The following is a 22,314-nucleotide window of genomic DNA, read 5'->3' on the forward strand; positions in this document are numbered from 1 at the left end:
ACCACAGCGAATGTCACGACACAGGAGGCACCCCACCATGGCCGCAGACACCGCAGAGGAGATCCGGGGCACGGCCCACGGCACCGCGCCCGTCCCCCTCTCCGTACTGGACCTGGTGACCGTCGGCGCCGGCCGTACCGCCACCGACGCGCTGCGGACCAGCGTGGACATCGCACGCCTCGGCGAGGCCCGCGGTTTCCACCGGTACTGGGTCGCCGAGCACCACTCCATGCCCGGCGTCGCCTCCTCCTCGCCCGCGGTGATCCTGGCCCACCTGGCCGCCCACACCGACCGCATCCGGCTCGGCTCGGGCGGTGTCATGCTCCCGAACCACGCGCCGCTCGTGATCGCGGAGCAGTTCGGCACGCTGGAGGCCATGGCGCCGGGCCGCGTCGACCTCGGGCTGGGCCGCGCCCCCGGTACCGACGGGGCCACCGCCGCCGCCCTGCGCCGCACCGACCGTCTCAACGAAGGTGCCGACGACTTCCCGCAGCAGCTCGCGGAGCTGATCCGCTTCCTGGACGACGACTTCCCCGACGGGCACCCGTACCGGCGTATCCACGCCGTGCCCGGCCCCGTGCAGGCGACCTCCCCGGGTGGCGTGCAGTCCGCGCACCGGCCGCCGGTCTGGCTGCTCGGCTCCTCCGGTTTCAGCGCGCGGCTGGCCGGCACGCTCGGGCTGCCCTTCGCCTTCGCGCACCACTTCTCGGCGCAGAACACCGTCCCGGCGCTGGACCTGTACCGGGAGTCCTTCCGGCCGTCCGCCGTCCTCGACGCCCCCTACGCCCTCATCGGCGTCTCGGCGCTCGCGACCGACGACGAGAAGGAGGCCCGCCGGCAGGTGCTGGCCGCCGCGCTGAACATGGTCCGGCTGCGTACCGGGCGCCCGGGGCTGGTGCCGACGCCGGAGGAGGCCGAGGCGTACGACTTCAGCCCGATGGAGGAGGAGTTCGTGGCGTCCTGGAACTCCAACGTCATCCACGGGACCCCGGACGAGGTCCGGTCCGGCCTCGACGACCTCCAGAAGCGCACCGGCGCCGACGAGCTGATGCTCACCGCCAACGCCCACGGCGGCGACGTGCGCCTGCGCTCCTACGAGCTGATCGCCGACGCCTACGGTTTGCCGGCGCCGGCCTGAAGCCCGGCCGCCCCGGGTCCGGTGGGGCCCAGCAGTGCGGAGATACGATCCGGCGCCACCGGTCGGGAGTACAGCCAGCCCTGACCGGTGTCGCAGCCGATGCGGCGCAGGCGGGTCGCCTGGTCGGAGGTCTCCACGCACTCGGCGGTGACGGTCAGCCCGAGCCGGTGGGCGAGCTGGACCATCGCCTCGACGATGACCTCGTCGGCCGGGTTGGCCGAGGACGTGTCGGCGGTATCGGCGGCGGCATCGGCGGCGACGCCCGGAACCCCGTCGTACTGGAACCCCCGTACGAACGCGCCGTCCAGCTTCAGCACCGACACCGGCAGCCGGCTGAGGTAGGCCAGGTTCGAGTAACCGGTGCCGAAGTCGTCGATGGCGATGTGGACACCCATGTCACTGAGCGCCTTGAGGACCTGGAGGGGGCGGCCCGCCGAGCCCATCACCGCCGACTCCGTCAGCTCCAGCTGGAGCAGGTGCGGGGCCAGGCCCGTCTCCTCCAGGGTCGCCGCCACGTCCGCCACCAGGTCGGAGTCCCAGACCTGGCGGACCGCCACGTTGACGCTGACGAAGATCGGCGGATCGTCGGGGTGGGCCAGCTGCCAGCGTCGGGCCTGATGGCAGGCCGTGCGCAGGATCCAGCGGCCGAGGGGAACGATAGAACCGTCCTCCTCCGCCAGTGCGATGAACCGATTCGGCGCCAATACGCCGAACTGAGGATGATTCCAGCGGATGAGCGCCTCGACGCCCCGCACCCGGCCGTCCTCCATGCCGACCAGCGGCTGGTACTCCAGGGCGAACTCGCCGCGCTCGATGGCCGGACGGAGCGTGGCGGCGAGGGCCTGGCGGGTCATGCGGCTCGCGTTGCGCTCGGGGTCGAAGAGCGTCCAGCGGGCCCGGCCGTCGGCCTTGGCCCAGTACAGGGTCGTGTCGGCCGCCTGCATCAGGGCGGTGGGGGTGGTGCCGACGGTATGGCGCTCGACGACGCCGACCGACGCGGTGATCGAGAGGCGGCGGTCGGATACCTCGAAGGGCGCCTGGAGGGCCGTCAGGACCGATTCGGCCAGGTCGGCGAGCTGGTCGGTGCCCGTGGAGTCCTCCACGAGGAGGGCGAACTCGTCGCCGCCGAGCCGGGCCACCAGCGGAGCACCGGACCGGGTGTGCGCGGCGTCCTCCGCGCACCGGGTGAGGCGTTCGGCCACGGCGGCCAGCAGCCGGTCGCCGACGCGGTGACCGAGGGTGTCGTTGACCGCCTTGAAGCCGTCCAGGTCCAGGTAGCACACGCCGATCCGGCCGGTGCCGCCGTGCTCGTCCGACTCCGCCTCCAGCGCGGCCGTCAGACGCTCGAAGAACAGCGCGCGGTTGGGCAGCCGGGTCACCGGGTCGTGCATCTGGAGGTGGCGCAGCCGGGCCTGCAACTCGCGCCGGGCGCTGATGTCGGCGACCGACAGCAGCAGGCCGTCCCGCTCCTGACCGGGTTCGGCCAGCGGCGCGAGCGTCACCTGCACCCACAAAGAGTGCCCGTCGGCCCGCTTGAGCCGCCGGGTGCAGCGCAGCCGGGGCTGCCGGCCCCGCAGCACCTCGCGGTAGGCGTGCCAGGTGCCGGCGTCGGAGGCGAGGTCGACGAGGTCGGCCGCCGCGCGGCCGGCCAGCGCGGCCGGGTCGGTGCCGAGCAGGGTGCCCAGCGTGTCGTTGGCGCCGACGACCATGCCCTCGGCGTCGACGACGGCCATGGCCAGGGGGGCGGCCGTGAACGCCGAGCGGTAGGCCGGGGACCCCGCACAAGGAGTACGAGGTGCCAGGCATGTGTCACTCTCTGTGACGGCTGACCGGTCGAGGTCTGCCGCGGGCGCCGGCCCTTCGGAGGTTCCGTTCACCGCTCGCTCCCGCAGTGCCTCGATCTCTGTTCGTGCTCTGTTCGTGCAGGAAAGTGTGCCGATCATAGAGGCTGCCACCGGGCCCTTCCAGCCGCCGTTCCGCGTTCGGAACCAAGTGATCTCTCTGACAGGTCGTTTCCGCTCACACCTGGACGGGTTCTACACGCCCCCGACCAGTTGTGACGTTCTGTGAGTGTCCTGGAGACGTCGGGCCGGAGGCCGCCGGTGAAATTCCGGGCGACTCACCCATCCGGTGCAGGCGAACAGTGCGTAGTACGACAAATATGCACAAGCTGAGTGCGGTGTCCCGTCAACCGCACCCGGAGGTCCATGTGCCGCGCCAGCTCCCCCTGAGGCGACTTCCCCGGGAGGCACTCAAGGGGCTCGGCGCGGGCCGCCGGGCGGCGGGCAAGCCCCGCTCCAGGCTGCGCAGCACGGCGGCGGTGTGCACCACGATGTCGGCGCTCGCCGCGACCTCCCTGGTCACCGCCCCCTCGGTCGCCGAGCCCTTCTCCCCCGAGCCCTGCGCGCTCCAGCGCACCGACGCGCACCACTCCGAGGGCCTGGACACCTGGAACGCCGCCTATCCGCGGCCCGTCCGCGCCCTGGACGCCGTGATGGTGTTCCTCTCCTTCCCCGACTCCCGGCCGCTGGCCTCGCCCGCCGAACTCGCCGCCGACCACTTCCCGGCCACCACCCGCTTCTTCCAGCGCGCCTCGTACGGCACGTTCACGCTCCGCCCGCACCCGCTGAGCGCCTGGATCCCCATGCCGCGGCCGTCGACGGCGTACGACATACAGCGCGACTGGAGTCCCGAGCACCGGGCCGCCTATCTGCGGGACGCGCTCCACGCCGCCGACCGGCGCGTCGACTTCTCCCGCTACGACGTCGTCTACTTCGTCGCCGACCCGGACGCGCCCGGCGTGGACTCGGACGCCACGAAGGTCGTCAACCTGAACACCCCGATGCGGGCCGACGGCACCGACATCCGGCGGGTCGTCACGGTCTTCGAGAACCATCCGCCGGACCGGCTGGTCCTGGCCCACGAGACCGGGCACGTCTTCGACCTGCCCGACCTGTACCACCGGCCCGTCGACGGCAAGGGCGACTGGGACACCCACGTCGGCGACTGGGACCTGATGGGCAGCCAGTTCGGACTGGCCCCCGACCTCTTCGGCTGGCACAAGTGGAAGCTGGGCTGGCTGCAGCCCCGGCAGGTGGCGTGTGTGCGGGGCGGCGGGCCCACCCGGCTGACGCTGGAGCCGCTGGGGGCGGGGCCTGGGGTGGTGGTGACGGGCGCCGCCGGGGCTCCGGCCTTCGGTCTCGGCCGGGGCACCAAGCTCGCGGTGGTGCGCACCGGAGCGGACAGCGTGCTCGCCTTCGAGGCCCGGGGGCCGGTCGGCAACGACGCCGCCGCCTGCCGGGCGGGGGTGCTGGTGTACCGGGTGCGCAGCGGGGCGGAGTCCGGGGGCGGGCCGATCGAGGTGATCGACGCCCACCCGGACACCGAGGCCTGCTGGGAGGACTCGGTCTACCCCCCGCTCGCCGACGCCCCGGTGAGCCTCGGCGAAAGCTTCACGGTGCCGGGAGAGGGCGTACGGGTGGAGGTGGCGGGACGGACGGTGTCGGGGGCGTGGACGGTGCAGGTCACGCCGGGGTGGGACGGATGACGTCCGGACGCCTCCGAGCATGCGGGAAGGCCCTCGCCTGGGCGAGGGCCTTCCCGTTGTCTGTGCGCCGCCAGGGACTCGAACCCCGGACCCGCTGATTAAGAGTCAGCTGCTCTAACCAACTGAGCTAGCGGCGCCTGCTGACGTCGTAGACTTTAGCACCCTGGTCGGCGGAGGGAAAAATCGAAATACGGACGGCGGCACGGGCCGCCCGTACGGCCGCCCAGAGCAGGATCTCGGGACCCGGCAGCCACGGCCGGCGCGTGTCGGGCGCCACCAGCCAGCGGGAACCGGAACGGACGGGACCGCCCACGGGCGCCGGCCCGGCCGCGGAGCCCACCGGCGCCGGTACGGTCACCGCGTCCCCGGCACCGTGGCACAGCAGCGGCGGCACCGCGCCCGTACGGCCGCCCTCCCGGCCACGCGCGCTCCACTCCTCCCACTCCAGCAGCGACGGCAGCCGCTGGGCCGTGCCCGGCGCGGCGAACAGCAGCATCCGGCCCCGGAACTCGGCCACCGGGCCCGACCCCGGACCCTCGTCCCACATCTGGTCCAGCATCCGCCGCCCGAAGATCGCGGGGGCGCTCACCACGTCGAAGGCGGAACCGCAGGGCAGGACGACCGGTGCCCCGGGCCGCTCCTCCCAGAACGCGAGCGTGCTGCGCGGGTACGCGCCCGCCGAGGCCAGCCAGACGGCGCCGTCCGAGGTGACGTCCGAGACACGGGGGGTGGCTTCCAGGGCGACATCGCGTGTGCTGCTCATACCGCATACATCTACCGCCCGTGAGGGTGCGGCTCCGGTGAGTTGCGGGAAACCGGGACAGGAGCAAGGCGAAAGGAGTACCTTGCCCACCCACTTGGCATATGCGTGAGGACTGATCGCCGTGGACCGAGCGGCGTGGAGCGATCGGCTGATCGGCGGGGACCGAGCGGCGGGGCTAGTCGGTGTGTGCGCCGCCGCGCATCAGGTCCCGCCCGAACTCCACCATCTTCTTGGCGTAGTCCTCGGTCCACTCGGCCCGCTCGGCGATGTCCGCGGCCGTCAGCCGGTCGAACCGCCGGGGATCGGCCAGCTGCGCCGCCGCCATCGCCTGGAACTCCATCGCCCGGTCCGCCGCCGCCCGGAAGGCGTGCGTCAGCTCCGTCGCCCGGTCCAGCAGCGCCCGGGGGTCGTCGATCGACTCGAGGTCGAAGAAGTGCTCCGGATCGGCGGCCGCCTCCGCCGGCTCGAAGAGCAGGGGCGCGGGGCGTAGCCGCGGTTCGTTCCGACGCGGCGTGGGCTCCGCCATGTCTTCTCCTCCTCGTACGTACGGCGGCCCTCCCCGTGGACGGGGCACTCCCGGTGGAGTGGGCCACCGTCCATTGTCCCGCGCCCGTGCAAGAGGGCGAGGACCTGCCGGTACGTGTGTACCGGCACGTCCTCGCCCACTCTCGCGGGGCCGCGCCGTTCGCTATCCGGCGTAGGTCTCGAACTCGGCGACCCTCGGGGTGCCGGCGGAGCCGGTGATCTCGAAGGTGATCTTCTTCAGCGACGTCCGGGCGAAGTCGATGACGCCCGCTCCGCTGCCGGAGGCCAGCACGGAGCCCGTGTCGTGGTTGATGACCCGCCAGGCTCCGATGTCACCCTCGGAGCCCGAGGCCTCCCGGATGTTGATCTTGGAGACCGTCGTGGCGGAGCCCCACTTCACGGAGACGGAGCCGGTCGAGCCGGACGGGGACCAGTAGGTGCTCATGTCGCCGTCGCGGACGTTGCCGTAGCTCGTCCCGTCGGCCTTGGAGGAACCGTCGGCGCCCGCTCCGATGCTGAGGTTGGTCCCGGTGGGCGGGTCAGTGGGGTCGGGGTCGGTCGGGTCCGGGTCCGGGTCGGTGGGGTCCGGGTCCGTGGGGTCGGGGTCGGTCGGGTCCGGGTCCGGGTTCTGCGGCGTGCAGCTGCCGTCCGACACCTTCAGGCCCTTGCCCGCGCCCGCCGTCTGGCTCACGACGCCCGGCACGCAGTCGGCCGCGTCGAGGCTGTAGGAGTACGGGATGCTGACACTGGTGTTGGACTGCGGGTCGGGCCCGGCGGGGTTGGTGTCGCCCTCGCGGTCGGACCAGGTCACGTTGTCGAAGATGTTGCCGCTGACCTGCCAGTAGCCGGCCTGGTCCGTGTAGAAGGTGCCGAGGACGTCCTTGGAGTCCTCGAAGTAGTTGTTGTCGACCTTGGCCTTCGCGCCGGCCCGGGAGTTGATGCCGGACTCGTTGAGGCTCACGTAGTGGTTGTTGTAGATGTGCGCGATGCCGCCGCGCAGCAGGGGGGCGCGGGAGTCGATGTTCTCGTACAGGTTGTGGTGGAAGGTGACGTAGCCGTTGGAGCGGTCGCTCTCGCTGGAGCCGATGAGGCCGCCGCGGCCGGAGTTGCGCAGGGTGCTGTAGGACAGGGTGACGTACTTGGTGTCGTCCTTCATGTCGAAGAGGCCGTCGTAGCCCTCCGACTCGCCGCCCGACGCCTCCAGGGTGGTGTGGTCGACCCAGACGTTGCGGACGCCGCTCTCCATCCCGATGGCGTCGCCGCCGTTGGACGTGGGCGAGCCCGACTTCTTGACGTTCCGGACCGTCACGTTCTGGATGATGATGTTGCTGGACTCCCGTATGTGGATGCCCAGTTGGTCGAAGACGGCGCCGCCGCCGACCCCGACGATCGTGACGTTGCTGATCTGCTTCAGCTCGATCTTGTCCGCGGCGGTGCTGCAGCTGTCACCCGACACCTTGGTGGTGTTGCCGTGGTTGATGGTGCCCTCGACCTCGATGGTGATCGGGGTGCTGCTGCTGGCCCGGCCGCACAGGGCCTGGTGGATCGCGGTCCCGGTGGTCGCCCGGACCGTCTCTCCGCCGGCACCGCCGGTCGTGCCGCCGTTCTGGGTCGCGTAGCCGGTGGCGCCACTGGCCGCTGCCGCCGCCTGGGGCATCGACAGCACCACACCGGTCGCGGCGGCGACGGCCAAGGTCGCCAGCGCCGCGTTGAGTCGCAGCGCGACTGGTCGTCTCATCCTCGGTCTCCCCATTCGCTTTCACATGCCGGAATGACCAACCTGTCGCGGTCATGTCAATACGACAGGTCGGAAAGCGCTTTCTCGCCGTGAATATAGGGTTCACCCCAGGGGCTCGCAAGGGTTACGGCACGTTCAAACTACGGACCTTTGTACATGTGGGTGAACGCATGACACCCACCGGCGGGCTCGCCCCCACCGCCGCCACAGGTCCGATGTGCACCCCGGACCGAGCTGCGGTACGATCATCCTGCCTGATCAAGGGGGCCAACCCCCCGGAGCGGGCAGTGCGTTGGTGGTCCAAGGAAAGACGCCCCACTTCCCGTGGGGAAATGCAGGTGCAAGGCCTGCCCAGCGCTCCACGAGAACCCCGGCCCCGCTCCAGCGGGACCGGGGTTCTTCCGTGTCAGCCGAGCTTGGCCGCCTGCGCGTCGATGACGGCGGTCGGCTGCTCGAAGGACTCGCCGCGGCTGACCGCCGCGATGTTGAAGGACGAGAACCCGGCGAGCGTGGTCCCCTGCCGCAGCACGACGACCTTCGTCTCGACGGGTTCACCGTCCATCTGCGTCCCCACGGTCCAGGCGACGGCGTCCTCACCGGCCGCGAGCTTCTCCTCGCCGACCTTGGTGACCTGCTGCTTCTCACCGCCGACCGACATGCCGAAGCCCCCGGCGCACTTCTTGCCGGCCTCCCGCAGCGTGCCGAGGGTCCGCTCCGCCCCGTCGGCGTCGTAGGACCAGAGAGAGGTCATCGTCTTCGTGATGTCGAGGGAGTCGATGGTCGCCTCCTTCGCCTCCTCCTCCGTCATGCCCGCCAGCTCCTCCATCGAGGGCATGCCCTTCTTGGCCGCCGCGGACTCCTGGACGACGAGCCGCTGGGTGCTCGCCGCCGGCGTGCCCACGGGCAGCGCCGACAGCACCCGGGCGACGGGCTCGCACTCGGCCTGCTCGACGGTGAGGGTCCCGGGCTCCGGCACGTCGTCCTTCGCCGGCTTCTCGACCTGGTGGTCCTTCAGGTCGTCCGCGCTGACGACCAGCTTCTCCAGTTCGCCGGCGGTCAGGGCCTTCGCCGCCGGCTTGTCGGACCCGCCGCCGGCCTTCGCCCTGGTGTCGCCGCCGTCCCCACCGTCCTGGTCACCTCCGCCGCAGGCGGTGACCGCCAGGGCGAGGGTGACCGCGGAAGCGGTCAGGACGGTACGGCGTATGGCGGTTCGCATGGTGCATCTCCTGTTTTCAGCACTCCGCGCCCAGGTTCGGCGCGGAGTTCACAGGAGCAAGACCATCAAAACCGGAACGGGGTTGTGCGGGCCCAGCGGGGAAGGCGTGCCAAGGCGTGCCCCTCTCTCAGGCCTGTACCACCGGCTCCCGGGTGAACAGCGCGCCCAGCTCGGGCGCGTTGACCCTGCGGTCGGCCAGACGCAGGGCCTCCCAGACGGTGACCTGGTTCGCGGTGAGGACCGGCTTGCCCAGCTCCTTCTCCAGGGCCGGGATGTGGGCCACCGTGTGCAGGGCCGTGTCCGGGAGGAGGACCGCGTCCGCGTCCGGGCGGTCGGCGGCGCGGGCCAGGGCCAGCACCTCCGACTCGGTCCAGGTGCCGACCTCCGCCGCCGTGATGACGCCGGAGCTGACGACGTCGACCGTCTCGATACCGGCGGCGGCGAGGAAGTCCGCGAAGAGCCGCGCCACGTCGTCCGGGTAGGTCGCCCCGATGGCGACCCGCCGCGCCCCGATCTCCTTAGCCGCTCGCACGAAGGCGAAGGAGGTGGAGGAGGCCGGCAGACCCGCCGCCTGGGCGAGGGCCCGCACCTGTTCCTGCGCGCCCTCCCAGCCGTGCACGAAGCTTCCGCTGGTGCAGGCCCACACCACGGCGTCGGCGCCGGCCAGCCGCAGCTCCGCCACGCCCGCCGCGAGCCGGTGCGCCGAACCCATCTCGCGCAGCGCGTCGACCCGGTGCGCGTCCTCGCCGATGTCCGTGTGCACCAGGTCCACCCGGATGTCGCTGCCCAGGAGCTGCTCGATGCGTGGATAGTCGTCCTCGCCGGAGTGGCCCGGGTAGAGGAACCCCAGTGCTGTCATGTCCAACCTTCCTGCTGCTGTTCCGTGTCCGGGCCGTCACCGACGCCCGGCATGTCCGCCACCGCGGGCCCGACCGGACCCGCCACCGCGGGACCCACCGGCCCCGGCACCGTGGGGCCGGTACGCGCGGACGGATCGGTCAGCGCCTGATACGGCCCCACCGCAGGGGTACCCAGTCGGCGCAGTGCCGCCCACATCGTCACTTGGTTGGCCGAGATCACCGGGATCCGCAGCTCGGCCTCCAGCTGCGGGATGACGTCGTAGGTGGGGAGGTTGGTGCAGGAGATGAACAGGGCGTCCGCCGTCCCCTGGCGCGGGACCGCCTGGCGTGCCATGTCGGCCACGTCGCGGTACGGGACCCGCCAGATGTGCCGGGTCAGCCCCATGAAGGCGCAGCCGGTGATGGCGACGCCGGCCTCGGCGACGTACGCCTCCAGCGCTCGGGTCACGGACACGGTGTACGGCGTCACCAGCGCGACCCGGCGTACGCCCAGCTCGGTCAGCGCGTCCAGCAGCGCGCCGGAGGTGGTCACGGACGGGACCGCGCCCGCCCAGGTCATCGCCTCGCACATCGCGCGTTCACCGGCGATGCCGCCGACGAAGCTGCCCGAGGTGCAGGCGTAGGCGACGACCTCGGGCGCGATGGCGTTGAGGGTGCGCACCGCCTCGCCGAGCGTCTCGTGCTCGCTGACCAGCCGGGCGAGGTCCAGACTGACCTCGACCGGCACAAAAGGGGTTCGCGTCATGTGCAGCGACACGTCGTCGGGCACCCACCGCCACAGCTCGCGGTCGAGTGCGAAGTCGAACGGGGCGACCACGCCGACCCCGCGTTGCGGAGCTGGTCCGCCGAGAAAGGAGATGTCCATGGCACGCACCGACCTCACACTGAGAAAGGGGAGGACAACGCACCGTTACGCACGGCCGTGTTGACGAAGGTAGGTTCCGGTGCGAGCGTGGTCAATCCGCCCGCGTCATTCCCAGGTCAACAGCCGGTTGACTTCCCCGTCAACTCCTGGACCGCACCCGCTTCCGCCGACCGGAGACAGACCTGCCGATGACCACGTCCACGCCCCTGCCTACGCACCCGCCCACGCTCCTCGTCCTGGACGCCGAGCCGCTCCCCCGCCTGGGCCGGCTGACGGGCCGGGCCCGGATCGAGCACGCCGACGAGACGACTCTCGCCGAGCGGCTGCCGCACGCCGACGTCCTGCTCGTGTGGGACTTCGCCTCGCACGCCGTACGCAAGGCCTGGCCCGGTGACGGTCCCCGCCCTCGCTGGGTGCACACGGCGAGCGCCGGCGTGGACCATCTGATGTGCCCGGAGCTGGCCGGGTCGGACACGGTGGTGACCAACGCGCGCGGTGTCTTCGACCAGCCGATCGCCGAGTACGTCGCCGCGCTCGTCCTGGCGATGGCCAAGGACCTGCCGACGACGCTGCGGTTGCAGGGCGAGCGGACCTGGCGGCACCGCGAGTCGACGCGGGTGGCCGGAACCCGGGCCTGCGTGGTGGGCTCCGGACCGATCGGCCGGGCGATCGCGGGGACGCTGAAGGCGCTCGGCATCACCACCGCGCTGGTCGGCCGCACCCCCCGTACCGGCGTCCACGGGCCCGCCGAGCTGGACCGGCTGCTGGCCCGCGCCGACTGGGTGGTCGCGGCGGCGCCGCTCACCGACGACACGCGGGGCATGTTCGACGCGCGGCGGTTCGGGGTGATGCAGCCCTCCGCCCGCTTCGTGAACGTGGGCCGGGGACAGCTGGTCGTCGAGGACGATCTCGCCGAGGCGCTGACGCGGCGCTGGATCGCGGGCGCGGCCCTGGACGTGCTGAACGACGAGCCGCTCGCGCCCGACAGCGCGCTGTGGCGGGTACCGGACCTGATCATCTCGCCGCACATGAGCGGGGACACGATCGGTTGGCGGGACGAACTGGGCGCGCAGTTCGTGGAGTTGTACGAGAGCTGGGCGGCGGGCGAGCCGCTCGCGAACGTGGTCGACAAGAAGCGCGGATACGTGCCCGGACACTGACGTCCCGGGAAACGGCATCTCGGGGAACGACGTCGCAGGAACAACGGCCCAGGAAACGCGGGAGGGTGCTGCATGACCGACCTCACCGAGCTGACCGCGGTACAGCTCGTCGACGGTTACCGCAAGGGTGTTTTCAGCCCGGTGGAGGTGACCCGGGCGGTTCTGGAGCGGGCCGAGCGGATCCAGCCGGAGCTGAACGCGTTCGTCCGGCTGACCGGCGAGGAGGCGCTCGAGGGGGCCCGGCGGGCCGAGGAGCGGTGGCGGCGCGGGGAGCCGTGCGGTCGGCTGGACGGGGTCCCGGTCACGGTGAAGGACATCCTGCTGACGCGCGGTCGTCCGACGCTGCGCGGCTCCCGGGCCGTCTCGCCGGACGGCCCCTGGGACGAGGACGCGCCCTCCGTCGCCCGGCTGCGGGAGCACGGCGCCGTGTTCGTCGGCAAGACGACGACACCCGAGTTCGGCTGGAAGGGCGTGACCGACTCGCCGCTGTCCGGCGTCACCCGCAACCCGCACGACCCCGGCCGCACCGCGGGCGGCTCCAGCGGGGGCGCGGCGGCGGCCGTCGCGCGCGGGGCGGGGCCGCTGGCGCTGGGCACGGACGGCGGCGGCAGCGTGCGCATCCCGGCGTCCTTCTGCGGCATCTTCGGCCTGAAACCGACGTACGGCCGGGTCCCGCTCTACCCGGCGAGCGCGTTCGGCACGCTCGCGCACGTCGGCCCGATGACGCGGGACGCGGCGGACGCGGCGCTGATGCTGGACGTCATCGGCACCCCGGACGCCCGGGACTGGTCGGCGCTGGGCCCGGCGCCCGGGTCGTACACCGAGGCCCTGTCCGGCGGCGTGCGGGGACTGCGGGTGGCGTACTCGCCGTCGCTCGGCGGGCAGGTGGCGGTGCGTCCGGTGGTGGCCGAGGCGGTCCGGCGGGCGGTGGAGCGGCTGGCGGAGCTGGGCGCGTACGTCACGGAGGCCGATCCCGACTTCGCGGACCCGGTGGACGCCTTCCACGCGCTGTGGTTCAGCGGGGCGGCGCGCGTGGTCCAGCACCTGAGGGCGGGTCAGCGGGAGCTGCTCGACCCGGGGCTGCGGGAGATCGTCGGCGCGGGGGCGCGGTACTCGGCGCTGGAGTACCTGGCCGCGGTGGACGTGCGGATGGAGCTGGGCCGGCGGATGGGCCGTTTCCACGAGGCGTACGACCTGCTCGTCACGCCGACGCTGCCGATCACGGCGTTCGAGGCGGGCGTCGAGGTGCCGAAGGGCTCGGGGCACCGGCGGTGGACCGGGTGGACGCCCTTCACCTACCCGTTCAACCTGACCCAGCAGCCGGCGGCCACCGTGCCGGCCGGGACCGACGGGGACGGACTCCCCATCGGCCTCCAACTCGTGGCGGCCCGCCACCGCGACGACCTGGTCCTGCGCGCCGCGCACGCGCTGTACGGGGCGGACCCGTCCCCCGTGCCCCTCGTATAGGCCCGCCCCGGGTACACGGCCGGTCAGGCTAGTCCGCGGGCCACACCCCCGGCTTGTACTTCGGGTTCGGGGACTGGTCCGGGTGCAGGCACCGCCAGGTGTCCGGGCCCACGATCCCGTCCACGGTGATCCCGCAGGCGCTCTGGATCAGACGCATGGCCTTGTAGGTGTCCGCGCCGAAGTACCCGTCCTGGTTGATCAGCTTCCGGCCGCTGTGCAGGTCGTTCTGCGTGTTCCACAGGCACTGGGCGTGTTTGACGGCCGACGAGTAGGAGTCGCTGCGGGTCAGCTCCGGGTGGCTCCCGCTGTACGGGCATGTTCCGGCCACCGGCAGCACCCGCCCGAGTTCCGTCTCACCTGCCGCCGGGACGCTGTTCGCCGAACTCGCGAGCGCCGCGACGGCGCCCAGTGCGACAGCGGCACTACCGATCTTCAACCGAATGCGCATGACGTGTCGGCTCCCCCTGGGGTCTCGGTTCCGGACGTGCGGCTCAAGTGTCGGCGCGCTCCGCGCGGCGGGGAACCTATAACGTTCGAGGCCGCTCCGTAGGGCCGCCGGCCGGGCGGGGCACGGCGGCCCTGCCCGGCCTGCCGGGCGGGACCCGGCGGACCGGCAGCCGAGGGGGCACGGCGCTCTCGTGAGGCACCGTCACCCTCTCGCGGCCGCCCGCCGAAGGCGTCACGCGCTAGGCCCGCCGGAAGCTGAGCGTCTCCCCCGCCGCTCCCGTGCGCCACAGGTCGTTGCAGGCCTCGGCCATCTCGGCCAGGCCTTCGACGACCTGGCCCCAGACGGTGCCGGGCACCCAGCCGACGTCGCCGTTGAGCAGCAGGTTGTTGCGTTCGTAGAACAGGGCGAGGTCGACGAGGGTGGTGCCCGCGCGGACCTCTCGGTCGTAGCCGTACGCCTTGGTGCCCAACTCGGCGCCCGCGAAGGCGAAATAGCACAAGTCGCCCGGAATGGGCGTCACGGTCGGGTTCTCCAGCGGTGGTTCGGATGCCGCGAAGGGCGGGAAAAGGGCGTAGATCTCGTTACGCGCGTATTTGGCGTGATACACGTCGCCGCCGAGTGGGAGCGCGTCCCACACGGCCGCGCAGGTGACCGGAGCCCGGTCCTCAAGCAGTTGGGCCGTGCACGTGATTCCGCGCTTGACCAGCGAGACTTCGATGAAGCGATCTGCCATGCCCTCCATGGCAGTGCCCAACGCCGCCGCGGTCAAGGGCGCCGGGCCGAGGTATCGGACTGAAAAAGATCGGCATAACCTGCCCGGCATCGGGTAGCTGCGCGCCCATGGCTCCACCACACAGAACCCCTCCATGGGGTATATCCGACCAAAGGCCCAGGACGGCCGGGCCCACTCGCCGGTCGCTGCTCGCGGGGGTCGCGGCGCTCGGTGCGTTGGGGGCCGCCGGCTGCTCACGGGTGGCCGCCGGGTCCGGCGTGGAAGGCGGCGACCTTCTCGACCGGCTCAAGGCACAGGGCGTGGCCCGGCTCGGCATCGCGGGCGAGATCCCCTTCGGCTACATCAACAAGGACGGTGAGCTGACCGGCGAGGCCCCGGAGCTGGCGAAGGTCATCTTCAAGCGGCTCGGAGTGGACCGGGTGCAGCCGGTGCCGACGGAGTTCGGCTCCCTCATCCCGGGTCTGGCGTCGCAGCAGTTCGACATCGTGGCGGCCGGTATGTACATCAACCCCGACCGCTGCCAGCAGGTCATCTTCTCCGACCCCGACTACCAGATGCTCGACGCGTACATCGTGCGCAAGGGCAATCCGCTCGGGCTGCACAACTACAAGGACGTCTTCGAGAAGAAGGCCAAGTTCGCGACCGGCACCGGCTACGCCGAGATCGCCTACGCGGTGGAGCACGGGATCAAGGAGGACGACATCCTGATCGTCCCCGACCAGGTGGCCGGCCTCAACGCCGTCGAGTCCGGGCGCGTGGACGTCTTCGCGGGTACGGCGCTGACCGTCCGCGAGGTGGTGAAGAAGTCCGCCAAGGCCGAGGCGACCGAGGCCTTCTCGCCGATCATCGACGGCAAGCCGAAGGTCGACGGCGGCGGTTTCGCCTTCCGTCCGACCGAGACGAACCTGCGGGACGCCTTCAACGTCGAGCTGCAGAAGCTCAAGAAGAGCGGTGAGCTGCTCCGCATCCTCAAGCCCTTCGGTTTCACCGAGAACGAGATGACCGATCTGACCGCGAAGGAGCTCTGCGGCGGATGACCTCGGGACTGTGGGAACTCGTACTCCAGGGTGTCTGGGTCACGATCCAGCTGCTCGTCTTCAGCTCACTGCTCGCGGCGGGCGTCTCCTTCGTGGTCGGCGTCGCGCGCACCCACCAGCTGTGGATCGTCCGCTTCCTGGCGGGCGTCTACACCGAGGTGTTCCGCGGGACCTCGGCGCTGGTGATGATCTTCTGGGTGTTCTTCGTGCTGCCGCCGGCCTTCGGCTGGCAGCTGGTGCCGATGTGGGCGGGCACGCTGGCGCTGGGCCTGACCTACGGGGCGTACGGCTCCGAGATCGTGCGCGGCGCGCTCGGCGCGGTCGACCCGGCGCAGAAGGAGGGCGGCATCGCCCTCAGCTTCACGCCCTGGCAGCGGATGAGGCTCATCATGCTGCCGCAGGCGGTGCCGGAGATGATCCCGCCGTTCTCCAACCTGCTGATCGAGCTGCTCAAGGGCACCGCACTGGTGTCGATCATGGGCATGGGCGATCTGGCGTTCAGCGGCAACCTGGTGCGCCTCGCGCTGCAGGAGAGCGCGGAGATCTACACGTACATCCTGCTGATCTACTTCGTGATCGCGTTCCTGCTCACGCGGGTGATGCGCGGTCTGGAGAAGAAGCTGAAGGCGGGCGTCGGTAAGACGGCCCCGAAGCGCACGGCCGCCGCCGCCGAGCCGGCCGGGATCGGGGGTGTCCGATGAACTGGGACTGGAGCGCGGTCTCCGACTTCATGCCGCACTTCTGGGACGGACTGCTGGTCACTCTGCAGATCCTGGTCCTGGGGTCGCTGGTCTCCTTCGTCCTCGGACTGGTGTGGGCGCTGCTGATGCGGGTGCCCTCCCGCTGGGTGACCTGGCCGGTCGGCGTGGTCACCGAGTTCGTCCGGAACACGCCGCTGCTGGTGCAGCTGTTCTTCCTCTTCTACGTGCTGCCCGAATGGGGTGTGACCGCCTCGGCGCTCACCACCGGTGTGCTCGCCATCGGACTGCACTACTCGACGTACACGATGCAGGTCTACCGGGCCGGCATCGAGGCGGTGCCGGTCGGCCAGTGGGAGGCCGCGACGGCGCTGAACCTGCCACTGGGGCGGACCTGGTCGGCGGTGATCCTCCCGCAGGCGATCCGCCGGGTGGTGCCCGCCCTCGGCAACTACGTGATCTCCATGCTGAAGGACACGCCGCTGCTGATGGCGATCACGGTGCTGGAGATGCTCGGCGAGGCACGGCTGTTCTCGCAGCAGAACTTCCAGTTCACCGAGCCCCTGACGGTGATCGGCGTGGCCTTCATCGTCATCTCCTACCTGGCCTCCCTTGCCCTGCGAGCCCTGGAGCGACGCCTTGCCCACTGACACTCTCCCCAATCCCGAGAAGAGCCCCGAGCGCAGCTCCGGCGAGCTGATACGCCTGGAGCAGGTCACCAAGAGGTTCGGTGAGAACACCGTCCTCGACCACCTCGACTTCTCCGTCGACGCCGGCAAGCACGTCACCCTGATCGGCCCGTCCGGGTCGGGCAAGACGACGATCCTGCGGCTGCTGATGACGCTCCTCAAGCCCGACGAGGGCACGATCACCGTGGACGGGCAGAAGCTCTTCCCGGCGACCGAGAAGGAGCGGCGCGAGGTCCGCAAGCAGATCGGGATGGTGTTCCAGCAGTTCAACCTGTTCCCGAACATGAGCGTCCTGCGCAACATCACCGAGGCGCCGGTCACGGTCCTCGGCATGTCCAAGGACGAGGCGGTGGAGCGCGCCAAGGGCCTGCTCGACATGGTGGGCCTGGCCGACAAGTGCGACGCCCGACCCGCCCAGCTCTCCGGCGGCCAGCAGCAGCGCGTGGCGATCGCCCGGGCGCTGGCGATGCGGCCGAAGGTGCTCCTCCTCGACGAGGTGACCTCGGCGCTCGACCCGGAGCTGGTCGCGGGCGTCCTCGACCTGCTGCGCGACATCGCCCGCACCACGGACATCACCATGCTCTGTGTGACCCACGAGATGAACTTCGCCCGGGACATCTCGGACCAGGTCCTGATGTTCGACGCGGGCCGGGTCATCGAGACCGGCCCGCCGGAGAAGATCTTCAGCGAGCCGGAGCACGACCGGACCCGGGAGTTCCTCAGCGCGGTGCTGTGACGCGGGTACTACGTGGCGTTGTCGCCCCAACACCCGAGGTCGGGGCGTTGGGGCACGCCACTGGCATATGCCAGTGAGCCGGCGCGGCAGTTGGGGGCGCTGGAATTGCGCCAACACCCCCTCACGACAGGCCGCTTGGCGGCTATCGTGAAGGGGATCCGCTGTCCGGATCGGGGGCACAGGCAGGGACAGGGGCAGGGCCTACCAGCGAAGCGCAGGGGGAGACCACCGTGGCGCTGCAGCACAAGCCGACCGCGCCGCACCACTCGGCCCAGGACGCCCTGCGCGTCCTGGAGACGGTGACGCGGCAGACCACCGGAGTCACCGACACCGAAATCGCCCGGCAGACCGGCTTCGACCCGGAGCGCCTGACCCCGCTCCTGCGCATGCTGCGTCGCGAGGGCTACGTCGAGCAGACCGCCGACGGCGCGTACGTCGCCGGGGAGGCCCTGGCCCGACTGGGCTCGGCCCACGGCCGCGAGCAGGCCGTGCGTGAAAAGCTCCAGCACACCCTGGACCGGCTGCGCGACTCGGTGGGCGCCGCCGTCTACATCAGCCGGTACGTCGACGGCGAGGTCAGCGTCACCCAGTACGCCGACGGCCCGGCCACGCCCCGGGTGAACGAGTGGGTGGACTTCCGTGTCTCGGCGCACGCCACCGCGGTCGGCAAGAGCCTGCTGACCCAGTTGGACCACGCGGGCCGCCGCGACCACCTCGCCCGGCACAAGATGGCCCGCCTGACCTCGCGCACCATCACGAGCGACCGCCTGCTGCTGTCCCGGCTGGAGTCCCAGCCGCCCACGGTGCCGGTCCTCGACCTCCAGGAGTACGCGGTGGGCACGGTCTGCGCGGCCGTCCCGATCACGGCCGGTTCCGCCGTGGGCTGCCTGGCCGTGTCCCTGCCGGTCGAGCACGCCCACCGGCTGCGCCGGGCCGCGGACGAGCTGAACCGGAGCGCGGCACCGGTGCTGCTGTCGCTGGCGATCTAGACCGACCGCGGACGGCCGGCGGCTGGCGGGCGGGTGATCGGCGGACGGCGGGTGGTCGGGAGCACTGCTTGGGACCGGGTAGTATTTTCGTCGTCGCCGGCCGCGGGAAGCGGACGGCGGGAGTCATGCGCCGTTAGCTCAGTTGGTTAGAGCAGCTGACTCTTAATCAGCGGGTCCGGGGTTCGAGTCCCTGACGGCGCACAGCAGGAGGGCCCCCTCGCCCAGGCGAGGGGGCCCTCCGTCGTTGCCCGGCCGCTCGCTTTAGAAGGTGACGTCCGAGCACGCGTAGAACGCGTTGGCCGTGTCGGCGACCGTCCACACCGCGACGATGACGTGGTGCCCGCTCAGCCCGGACGGCAGCGTGCCGCTGTGGGAGAGGGTGGCCGGCGGCTGCTTGCCGCCGTAGGGCACCGTGAAGAACGGCGTGAGGTTGAGGTCGGACCGGGACAGGTTGTGGTTCTGGTTCCAGCCCGGCTTGGTGACGTAGTACCTGAAGTCGGTCGTGGCGTGCCGGGCGGTGAACTGCCAGCGGAAGGTGTAGTTCTGTCCGCCGTTCACCCGGGTGGTCGGCCATGCCTGGCCGTTCGGCGTCTTCGGGCTGTCGAGCTGGGCGAACCGGGTGTTGTTCCCGGAACATATCCGCCCGTCGGCCGGCCCGCCCGCTGGGAAGCCCTTGGGGCCCTCGACGCTGTGCGGCTCCCACTGGATGGCGCCGCAGCCGCTGACGGTGCCGTTCTGGCAGACCTTCTGCCGGCTGACCGGCAGGTCGGTGTAACCGTGGCCGCTCGCGGCTCCGCCGGACGAGAGCACGAGGGCTCCGGTGGTCGCCATGCCCACCGCGACGGCGGACAACTTGGTCCTGGTACGCATACCGCTGCTCCTGTGACGTGGGGGAGGTTCAGTGAGCCGTGCAGGTCTAGACCAAGTCCCAGATTATTGCCAGGAGTTGAACATGTCCATACCAATTCAAGAACCCGGTCGGTGCTCCCTGTCCCCCCGCCCCGCGCAGAACGCCACCGTCAGGTCCTTCACCAGCACCTTGCGCTCGTAGTCGTCGAGTTCGACCAGCCCCCGCATGGTCAGCCGGGTCACCGTGTCCTCCACCGAGTCCACGACCGACGTGAGCACGCTCGCCCGCTGCGCGGCGTCCAGGGCCGCGATCCGGCGCCGGTGCATCTCGGCGGCGACCTCCGGGGCGTACTCCGCCCGGACCGGCCGCACCGAGAACACCTCCAGGCCGACCGGCGCCGCGTCCGCCGCCACCAGCCGGGTCAGCGTCTCGCCGGCCACGTCCGCGGAGCTGCGGACCGTGCCGAGCGGCTCCACCGGGACCCGGGCCAGCGCCGCCTCGACGCACTCGCGCAGATACGTCTCGTGGTCCTCGACGCCCAGCGTGGCCCGCGCGGTGTCCCGCACCCGCCACACCACCAGCGTCACCGCCCTGAGCGCCACCCCGTTGCCGTCGGCCGCGGGCATCGGCTCGCTGCGCCAGTGCCGCAGCCGCACGTCGACCCGGCGGCGCAGCAGCAGCGGGTTGACCCACATCAGGCCGGTGCGCCGGACGGTGCCCCGGTAGCGGCCGAACAGGCCGAGCACCCAGGCCCGCCCCGTCCGCCCCCGGGCCAGCCCGCCGAACCCGAACAGCCCCAGCGCCCCGGCGGCCGCGTACGCCGCCCACTGGGCGGGCCCGAGCCCGGCACCCGCGTACGCCGGCAGCCCCAGCGCCTCGGCCGCCAGCGGCGGTACGACCCCGGCCCACCAGGAGGTGACCGCGCAGCCCGCCGCCCCGCAGGCCCCGGCGGCCACGCCCGCGGCGCCGGGCAGCACCCGCGCCGGACGCTCCCTCAGCTCCGGGCTGACGCTCGGCACCGGGCGCGAGCGCGCGGCGACCGGCCGACGGGCCCCGGTCCGCTCCCCCGCGCCCGGTCTGCGGCCGGCGACCGCGGGCCGCGGCGGCGACGGAGCCGGCGCCGGATCGAGGTCGTCGCGGAACAGCAGATGGACGGGGATCTCGGTGGTGGCCTCGTTGTGGATGAGCCGGACGGACCGGTGGCCGCCCTCCGCCGCCCTCCCGGGTTCCGGCTCGGAACCGGGGCCGGGGCCGGGGCCGGGCTCAGGGCCGGAGCCGGAGCCGATGTGGGGAGCGGCCGGCGGCCCGATGAGGGCCGGGTCCGTGGAAGAGGTCGTACTCATGCGTGCTCCAGCCTCCGCGCCAGACGCGTCATGAACGGGGAACGCGGGATCGTCGCGGGATCACCGCGGGCGGACGGTGGGTCAGGAAAAGAGGCGTCAGGAGAAGAGGCGTCGCCAGGTCTCCGGACCCGGATGGCCGTCCGCCGCGCCGCCCCGCCAGCCCTGGGCGCGCTGGAAGGCCTCGACACCACGCCGGTCCGCCTCGCCCCAGCGCGGACCCGGTCCGGTCGTGTAGTACGCGCCGAATCCCTTCTCCACCAGCCGCCTGCCGAGCCGGGTGACGTACGGGTTGTCCGCGCCCGGCCGGAACATCGCCCGCCCGGGGTATCCGGCGACCCCGTGCGAGGCGGGGGCCGCGGCGGGGCCGTTCGCCGCGCTCGCCGTGACGCCCTTGTACCGGTAGGGCAGGTACTTGGCGGAGTCGCTCCAGTAGGCGTAGGGCGTGGACTGCTCGCGGGTGTGCGGCGGGGTCTGCTCGTAGGCCGTGTAGGAGGTGTGCGTGTCGTCCGTCCAGCCGCCGAAGATCACCACATGGGAGCCTGTCTGCGGGTCGGCCGCGTTGTGGAACAGCAGGATGTCGCCGGGCTGGAGCTGCTCCTTCGTGATGCGGTCGGCGAACGTGCCGAGGCTGCCCGTCCATTCGTTCGTGGGCAGCTTCCAGGCCATCGACACGTAGCCCGAGCAGTCCTGCCGGTAGCCGTCGGACCAGTAGGCGGTCACGCTGTAGGGCACTTTCGCGGTGACCCAGGTCTTGGCCCGGCTGATGATCTCCGTACGGGTGATCGCGGCCAGTCCCGCACCGGCCGGCGGCCCCGCCGGCCGGCCGGCCGGGCCGTGCAGCGGGGCCCGGGGCCCCTGCGGGGTGTCCGGTACGTCATCATCCGCCGCGACGCCCGGCCGGTGCGCCGCGTGGGCGGCGACGGCCGGGACCGCCGCCGCCTGGCCGGCGCCGAGCACGGAAGCCGCGGCGGCGGCGGTGGCCGTGGCGGTCGCCACGATCAGCGCGCGGTGGGCCGCCGCCGGATGGGCGGGTGCGCGGCCGGCCGGCGAATGCGGCAGGACGCGGCGCCAGTGACGGCAACCAGGGCAGTCGCAGTCGCTCGCGGGGTCGATCTCCTCGAATACGGGAGCCTCCATGCGATTCCCCTCACACTCCCGGTGAAAATGTCCACGACGGGGCACTTCGGTACATGTCGGTCAGTTTCTCAACTGTCTTCTTCACGCGCATGTTGACGGTCCGAATGATGTACACGGGCGGCGGCCCCGCTCCCCGGGGGCTCCCGGAGAGCTTCCGGGGAAGCCCCAGGGCCCCGGGAGCGGTCCGGAGCACTGTCCGGCATCCGGTAGAGTTGTGCAGGTCAGCAGGCGCCGCTAGCTCAGTTGGTTAGAGCAGCTGACTCTTAATCAGCGGGTCCGGGGTTCGAGTCCCTGGCGGCGCACAGACGGCCGAAGGCCCCTCGTAGCACACGGGGGGCCTTCCGCGTACCCGGCCTCCGGGCATCTTGCGATCAT

Annotated in this window: 21 protein-coding genes and 3 tRNA genes; 11 read left to right on the top strand and 13 right to left on the bottom strand. The window is 71.7% G+C overall.

The window, feature by feature from the left end:
* Positions 1 to 37: 37 nt before the first annotated feature.
* On the top strand, positions 38 to 1,138 hold the full coding sequence (locus tag QC283_RS02155) for an LLM class flavin-dependent oxidoreductase (protein WP_279559567.1): 1,101 nt from the start codon (positions 38 to 40) through the stop codon (positions 1,136 to 1,138).
* Here the strand turns inward: QC283_RS02155 and QC283_RS02160 are convergent.
* On the bottom strand, positions 1,114 to 3,015 hold the full coding sequence (locus tag QC283_RS02160; RefSeq protein WP_279559568.1) for a putative bifunctional diguanylate cyclase/phosphodiesterase: 1,902 nt from the start codon (positions 3,013 to 3,015) through the stop codon (positions 1,114 to 1,116). The genes QC283_RS02155 and QC283_RS02160 overlap by 25 nt on opposite strands.
* 284 nt (positions 3,016 to 3,299) lie before the next feature.
* Between QC283_RS02160 and QC283_RS02165 the strand changes: the two genes are divergently transcribed.
* On the top strand, positions 3,300 to 4,685 hold the full coding sequence (locus QC283_RS02165; RefSeq protein ID WP_279559569.1) for a M6 family metalloprotease domain-containing protein: 1,386 nt from the start codon (positions 3,300 to 3,302) through the stop codon (positions 4,683 to 4,685).
* Positions 4,686 to 4,748: 63 nt separating this feature from the next.
* Here the strand turns inward: QC283_RS02165 and QC283_RS02170 are convergent.
* The 7 genes from QC283_RS02170 to QC283_RS02200 all read right to left on the bottom strand — a co-directional run bounded on the left by QC283_RS02170 (position 4,749) and on the right by QC283_RS02200 (position 10,652).
* Positions 4,749 to 4,822: transfer RNA gene (locus tag QC283_RS02170), tRNA-Lys, on the bottom strand.
* The gene (locus QC283_RS02175) at positions 4,813 to 5,448 is read right to left on the bottom strand and encodes a bifunctional DNA primase/polymerase (protein ID WP_279559570.1); all 636 of its coding nucleotides are present in this window, start codon (positions 5,446 to 5,448) and stop codon (positions 4,813 to 4,815) included. Before QC283_RS02175 ends, QC283_RS02170 begins: the two co-directional genes overlap by 10 nt.
* 175 nt (positions 5,449 to 5,623) lie before the next feature.
* Positions 5,624 to 5,974, bottom strand: a complete 351-nt coding sequence (locus QC283_RS02180) for a hypothetical protein (protein WP_279559571.1) — start codon at positions 5,972 to 5,974, stop codon at positions 5,624 to 5,626.
* Between the two features lie 162 nt (positions 5,975 to 6,136).
* On the bottom strand, positions 6,137 to 7,711 hold the full coding sequence (locus QC283_RS02185; RefSeq protein WP_279559572.1) for a pectate lyase family protein: 1,575 nt from the start codon (positions 7,709 to 7,711) through the stop codon (positions 6,137 to 6,139).
* A gap of 406 nt (positions 7,712 to 8,117) precedes the next feature.
* Positions 8,118 to 8,927, bottom strand: a complete 810-nt coding sequence (locus QC283_RS02190) for a hypothetical protein (protein ID WP_279559573.1) — start codon at positions 8,925 to 8,927, stop codon at positions 8,118 to 8,120.
* 127 nt (positions 8,928 to 9,054) lie between these two features.
* Positions 9,055 to 9,786, bottom strand: a complete 732-nt coding sequence (locus tag QC283_RS02195; protein ID WP_279559574.1) for a maleate cis-trans isomerase family protein — start codon at positions 9,784 to 9,786, stop codon at positions 9,055 to 9,057.
* Positions 9,783 to 10,652 (bottom strand): maleate cis-trans isomerase family protein, encoded by an 870-nt coding sequence (locus QC283_RS02200; protein WP_279559575.1) that lies wholly within the window; start codon positions 10,650 to 10,652, stop codon positions 9,783 to 9,785. The genes QC283_RS02195 and QC283_RS02200 overlap by 4 nt, the downstream gene beginning before the upstream one ends.
* Before the next feature lie 188 nt (positions 10,653 to 10,840).
* Between QC283_RS02200 and QC283_RS02205 the strand changes: the two genes are divergently transcribed.
* Together QC283_RS02205 and QC283_RS02210 are read left to right on the top strand one after the other, a co-directional pair.
* A complete protein-coding gene (locus QC283_RS02205; protein ID WP_279559576.1) occupies positions 10,841 to 11,812 on the top strand; it encodes a D-2-hydroxyacid dehydrogenase in 972 nt (323 codons plus the stop codon).
* Between the two features lie 72 nt (positions 11,813 to 11,884).
* On the top strand, positions 11,885 to 13,279 hold the full coding sequence (locus QC283_RS02210) for an amidase (protein WP_279559577.1): 1,395 nt from the start codon (positions 11,885 to 11,887) through the stop codon (positions 13,277 to 13,279).
* A gap of 28 nt (positions 13,280 to 13,307) precedes the next feature.
* Here the strand turns inward: QC283_RS02210 and QC283_RS02215 are convergent, their stop codons facing one another.
* Positions 13,308 to 13,727, bottom strand: a complete 420-nt coding sequence (locus tag QC283_RS02215) for a peptidoglycan-binding domain-containing protein (protein ID WP_279559578.1) — start codon at positions 13,725 to 13,727, stop codon at positions 13,308 to 13,310.
* A gap of 238 nt (positions 13,728 to 13,965) precedes the next feature.
* Positions 13,966 to 14,460 carry a DUF3830 family protein gene (locus QC283_RS02220; protein ID WP_279559579.1) on the bottom strand — a complete coding sequence of 165 codons (495 nt, stop codon included), beginning with the start codon at positions 14,458 to 14,460 and terminating at the stop codon, positions 13,966 to 13,968.
* 107 nt (positions 14,461 to 14,567) lie between these two features.
* Between QC283_RS02220 and ehuB the strand changes: the two genes are divergently transcribed.
* The 6 genes from ehuB to QC283_RS02250 all read left to right on the top strand — a co-directional run bounded on the left by ehuB (position 14,568) and on the right by QC283_RS02250 (position 18,810).
* On the top strand, positions 14,568 to 15,497 hold the full coding sequence (gene ehuB / locus QC283_RS02225) for an ectoine/hydroxyectoine ABC transporter substrate-binding protein EhuB (protein ID WP_279559580.1): 930 nt from the start codon (positions 14,568 to 14,570) through the stop codon (positions 15,495 to 15,497).
* Entirely contained in the window at positions 15,494 to 16,198 is a 705-nt protein-coding gene (gene ehuC / locus QC283_RS02230; RefSeq protein WP_279559581.1) for an ectoine/hydroxyectoine ABC transporter permease subunit EhuC, read from the top strand. The genes ehuB and ehuC overlap by 4 nt, the downstream gene beginning before the upstream one ends.
* Positions 16,195 to 16,845, top strand: coding sequence for an ectoine/hydroxyectoine ABC transporter permease subunit EhuD (gene ehuD / locus QC283_RS02235; protein ID WP_279559582.1), 651 nt, complete (start codon positions 16,195 to 16,197; stop codon positions 16,843 to 16,845). The genes ehuC and ehuD overlap by 4 nt, the downstream gene beginning before the upstream one ends.
* A complete protein-coding gene (ehuA, locus tag QC283_RS02240) occupies positions 16,835 to 17,620 on the top strand; it encodes an ectoine/hydroxyectoine ABC transporter ATP-binding protein EhuA (protein ID WP_279559583.1) in 786 nt (261 codons plus the stop codon). Before ehuD ends, ehuA begins: the two co-directional genes overlap by 11 nt.
* A gap of 230 nt (positions 17,621 to 17,850) precedes the next feature.
* Positions 17,851 to 18,609, top strand: a complete 759-nt coding sequence (locus QC283_RS02245) for an IclR family transcriptional regulator (protein ID WP_279559584.1) — start codon at positions 17,851 to 17,853, stop codon at positions 18,607 to 18,609.
* A 127-nt stretch (positions 18,610 to 18,736) separates the two neighbouring features.
* Positions 18,737 to 18,810: transfer RNA gene (locus QC283_RS02250), tRNA-Lys, on the top strand.
* A 60-nt stretch (positions 18,811 to 18,870) separates the two neighbouring features.
* Here the strand turns inward: QC283_RS02250 and QC283_RS02255 are convergent.
* The 3 genes from QC283_RS02255 to QC283_RS02265 form a co-directional block, all read right to left on the bottom strand.
* Positions 18,871 to 19,479 carry a lytic polysaccharide monooxygenase auxiliary activity family 9 protein gene (locus tag QC283_RS02255; RefSeq protein ID WP_279559585.1) on the bottom strand — a complete coding sequence of 203 codons (609 nt, stop codon included), beginning with the start codon at positions 19,477 to 19,479 and terminating at the stop codon, positions 18,871 to 18,873.
* A 96-nt stretch (positions 19,480 to 19,575) separates the two neighbouring features.
* A complete protein-coding gene (locus QC283_RS02260; protein WP_279559586.1) occupies positions 19,576 to 20,802 on the bottom strand; it encodes an SPFH domain-containing protein in 1,227 nt (408 codons plus the stop codon).
* A gap of 96 nt (positions 20,803 to 20,898) precedes the next feature.
* Positions 20,899 to 21,939, bottom strand: coding sequence for a peptidoglycan-binding protein (locus QC283_RS02265; RefSeq protein ID WP_279559587.1), 1,041 nt, complete (start codon positions 21,937 to 21,939; stop codon positions 20,899 to 20,901).
* A 228-nt stretch (positions 21,940 to 22,167) separates the two neighbouring features.
* On the opposite strand from QC283_RS02265, the gene QC283_RS02270 reads away from it, so the two are divergent.
* Positions 22,168 to 22,241: transfer RNA gene (locus QC283_RS02270), tRNA-Lys, on the top strand.
* Positions 22,242 to 22,314: the final 73 nt, after the last annotated feature.

Source organism: Streptomyces sp. DH41 (assembly GCF_029813785.1).
Lineage (GTDB): Bacteria > Actinomycetota > Actinomycetes > Streptomycetales > Streptomycetaceae > Streptomyces.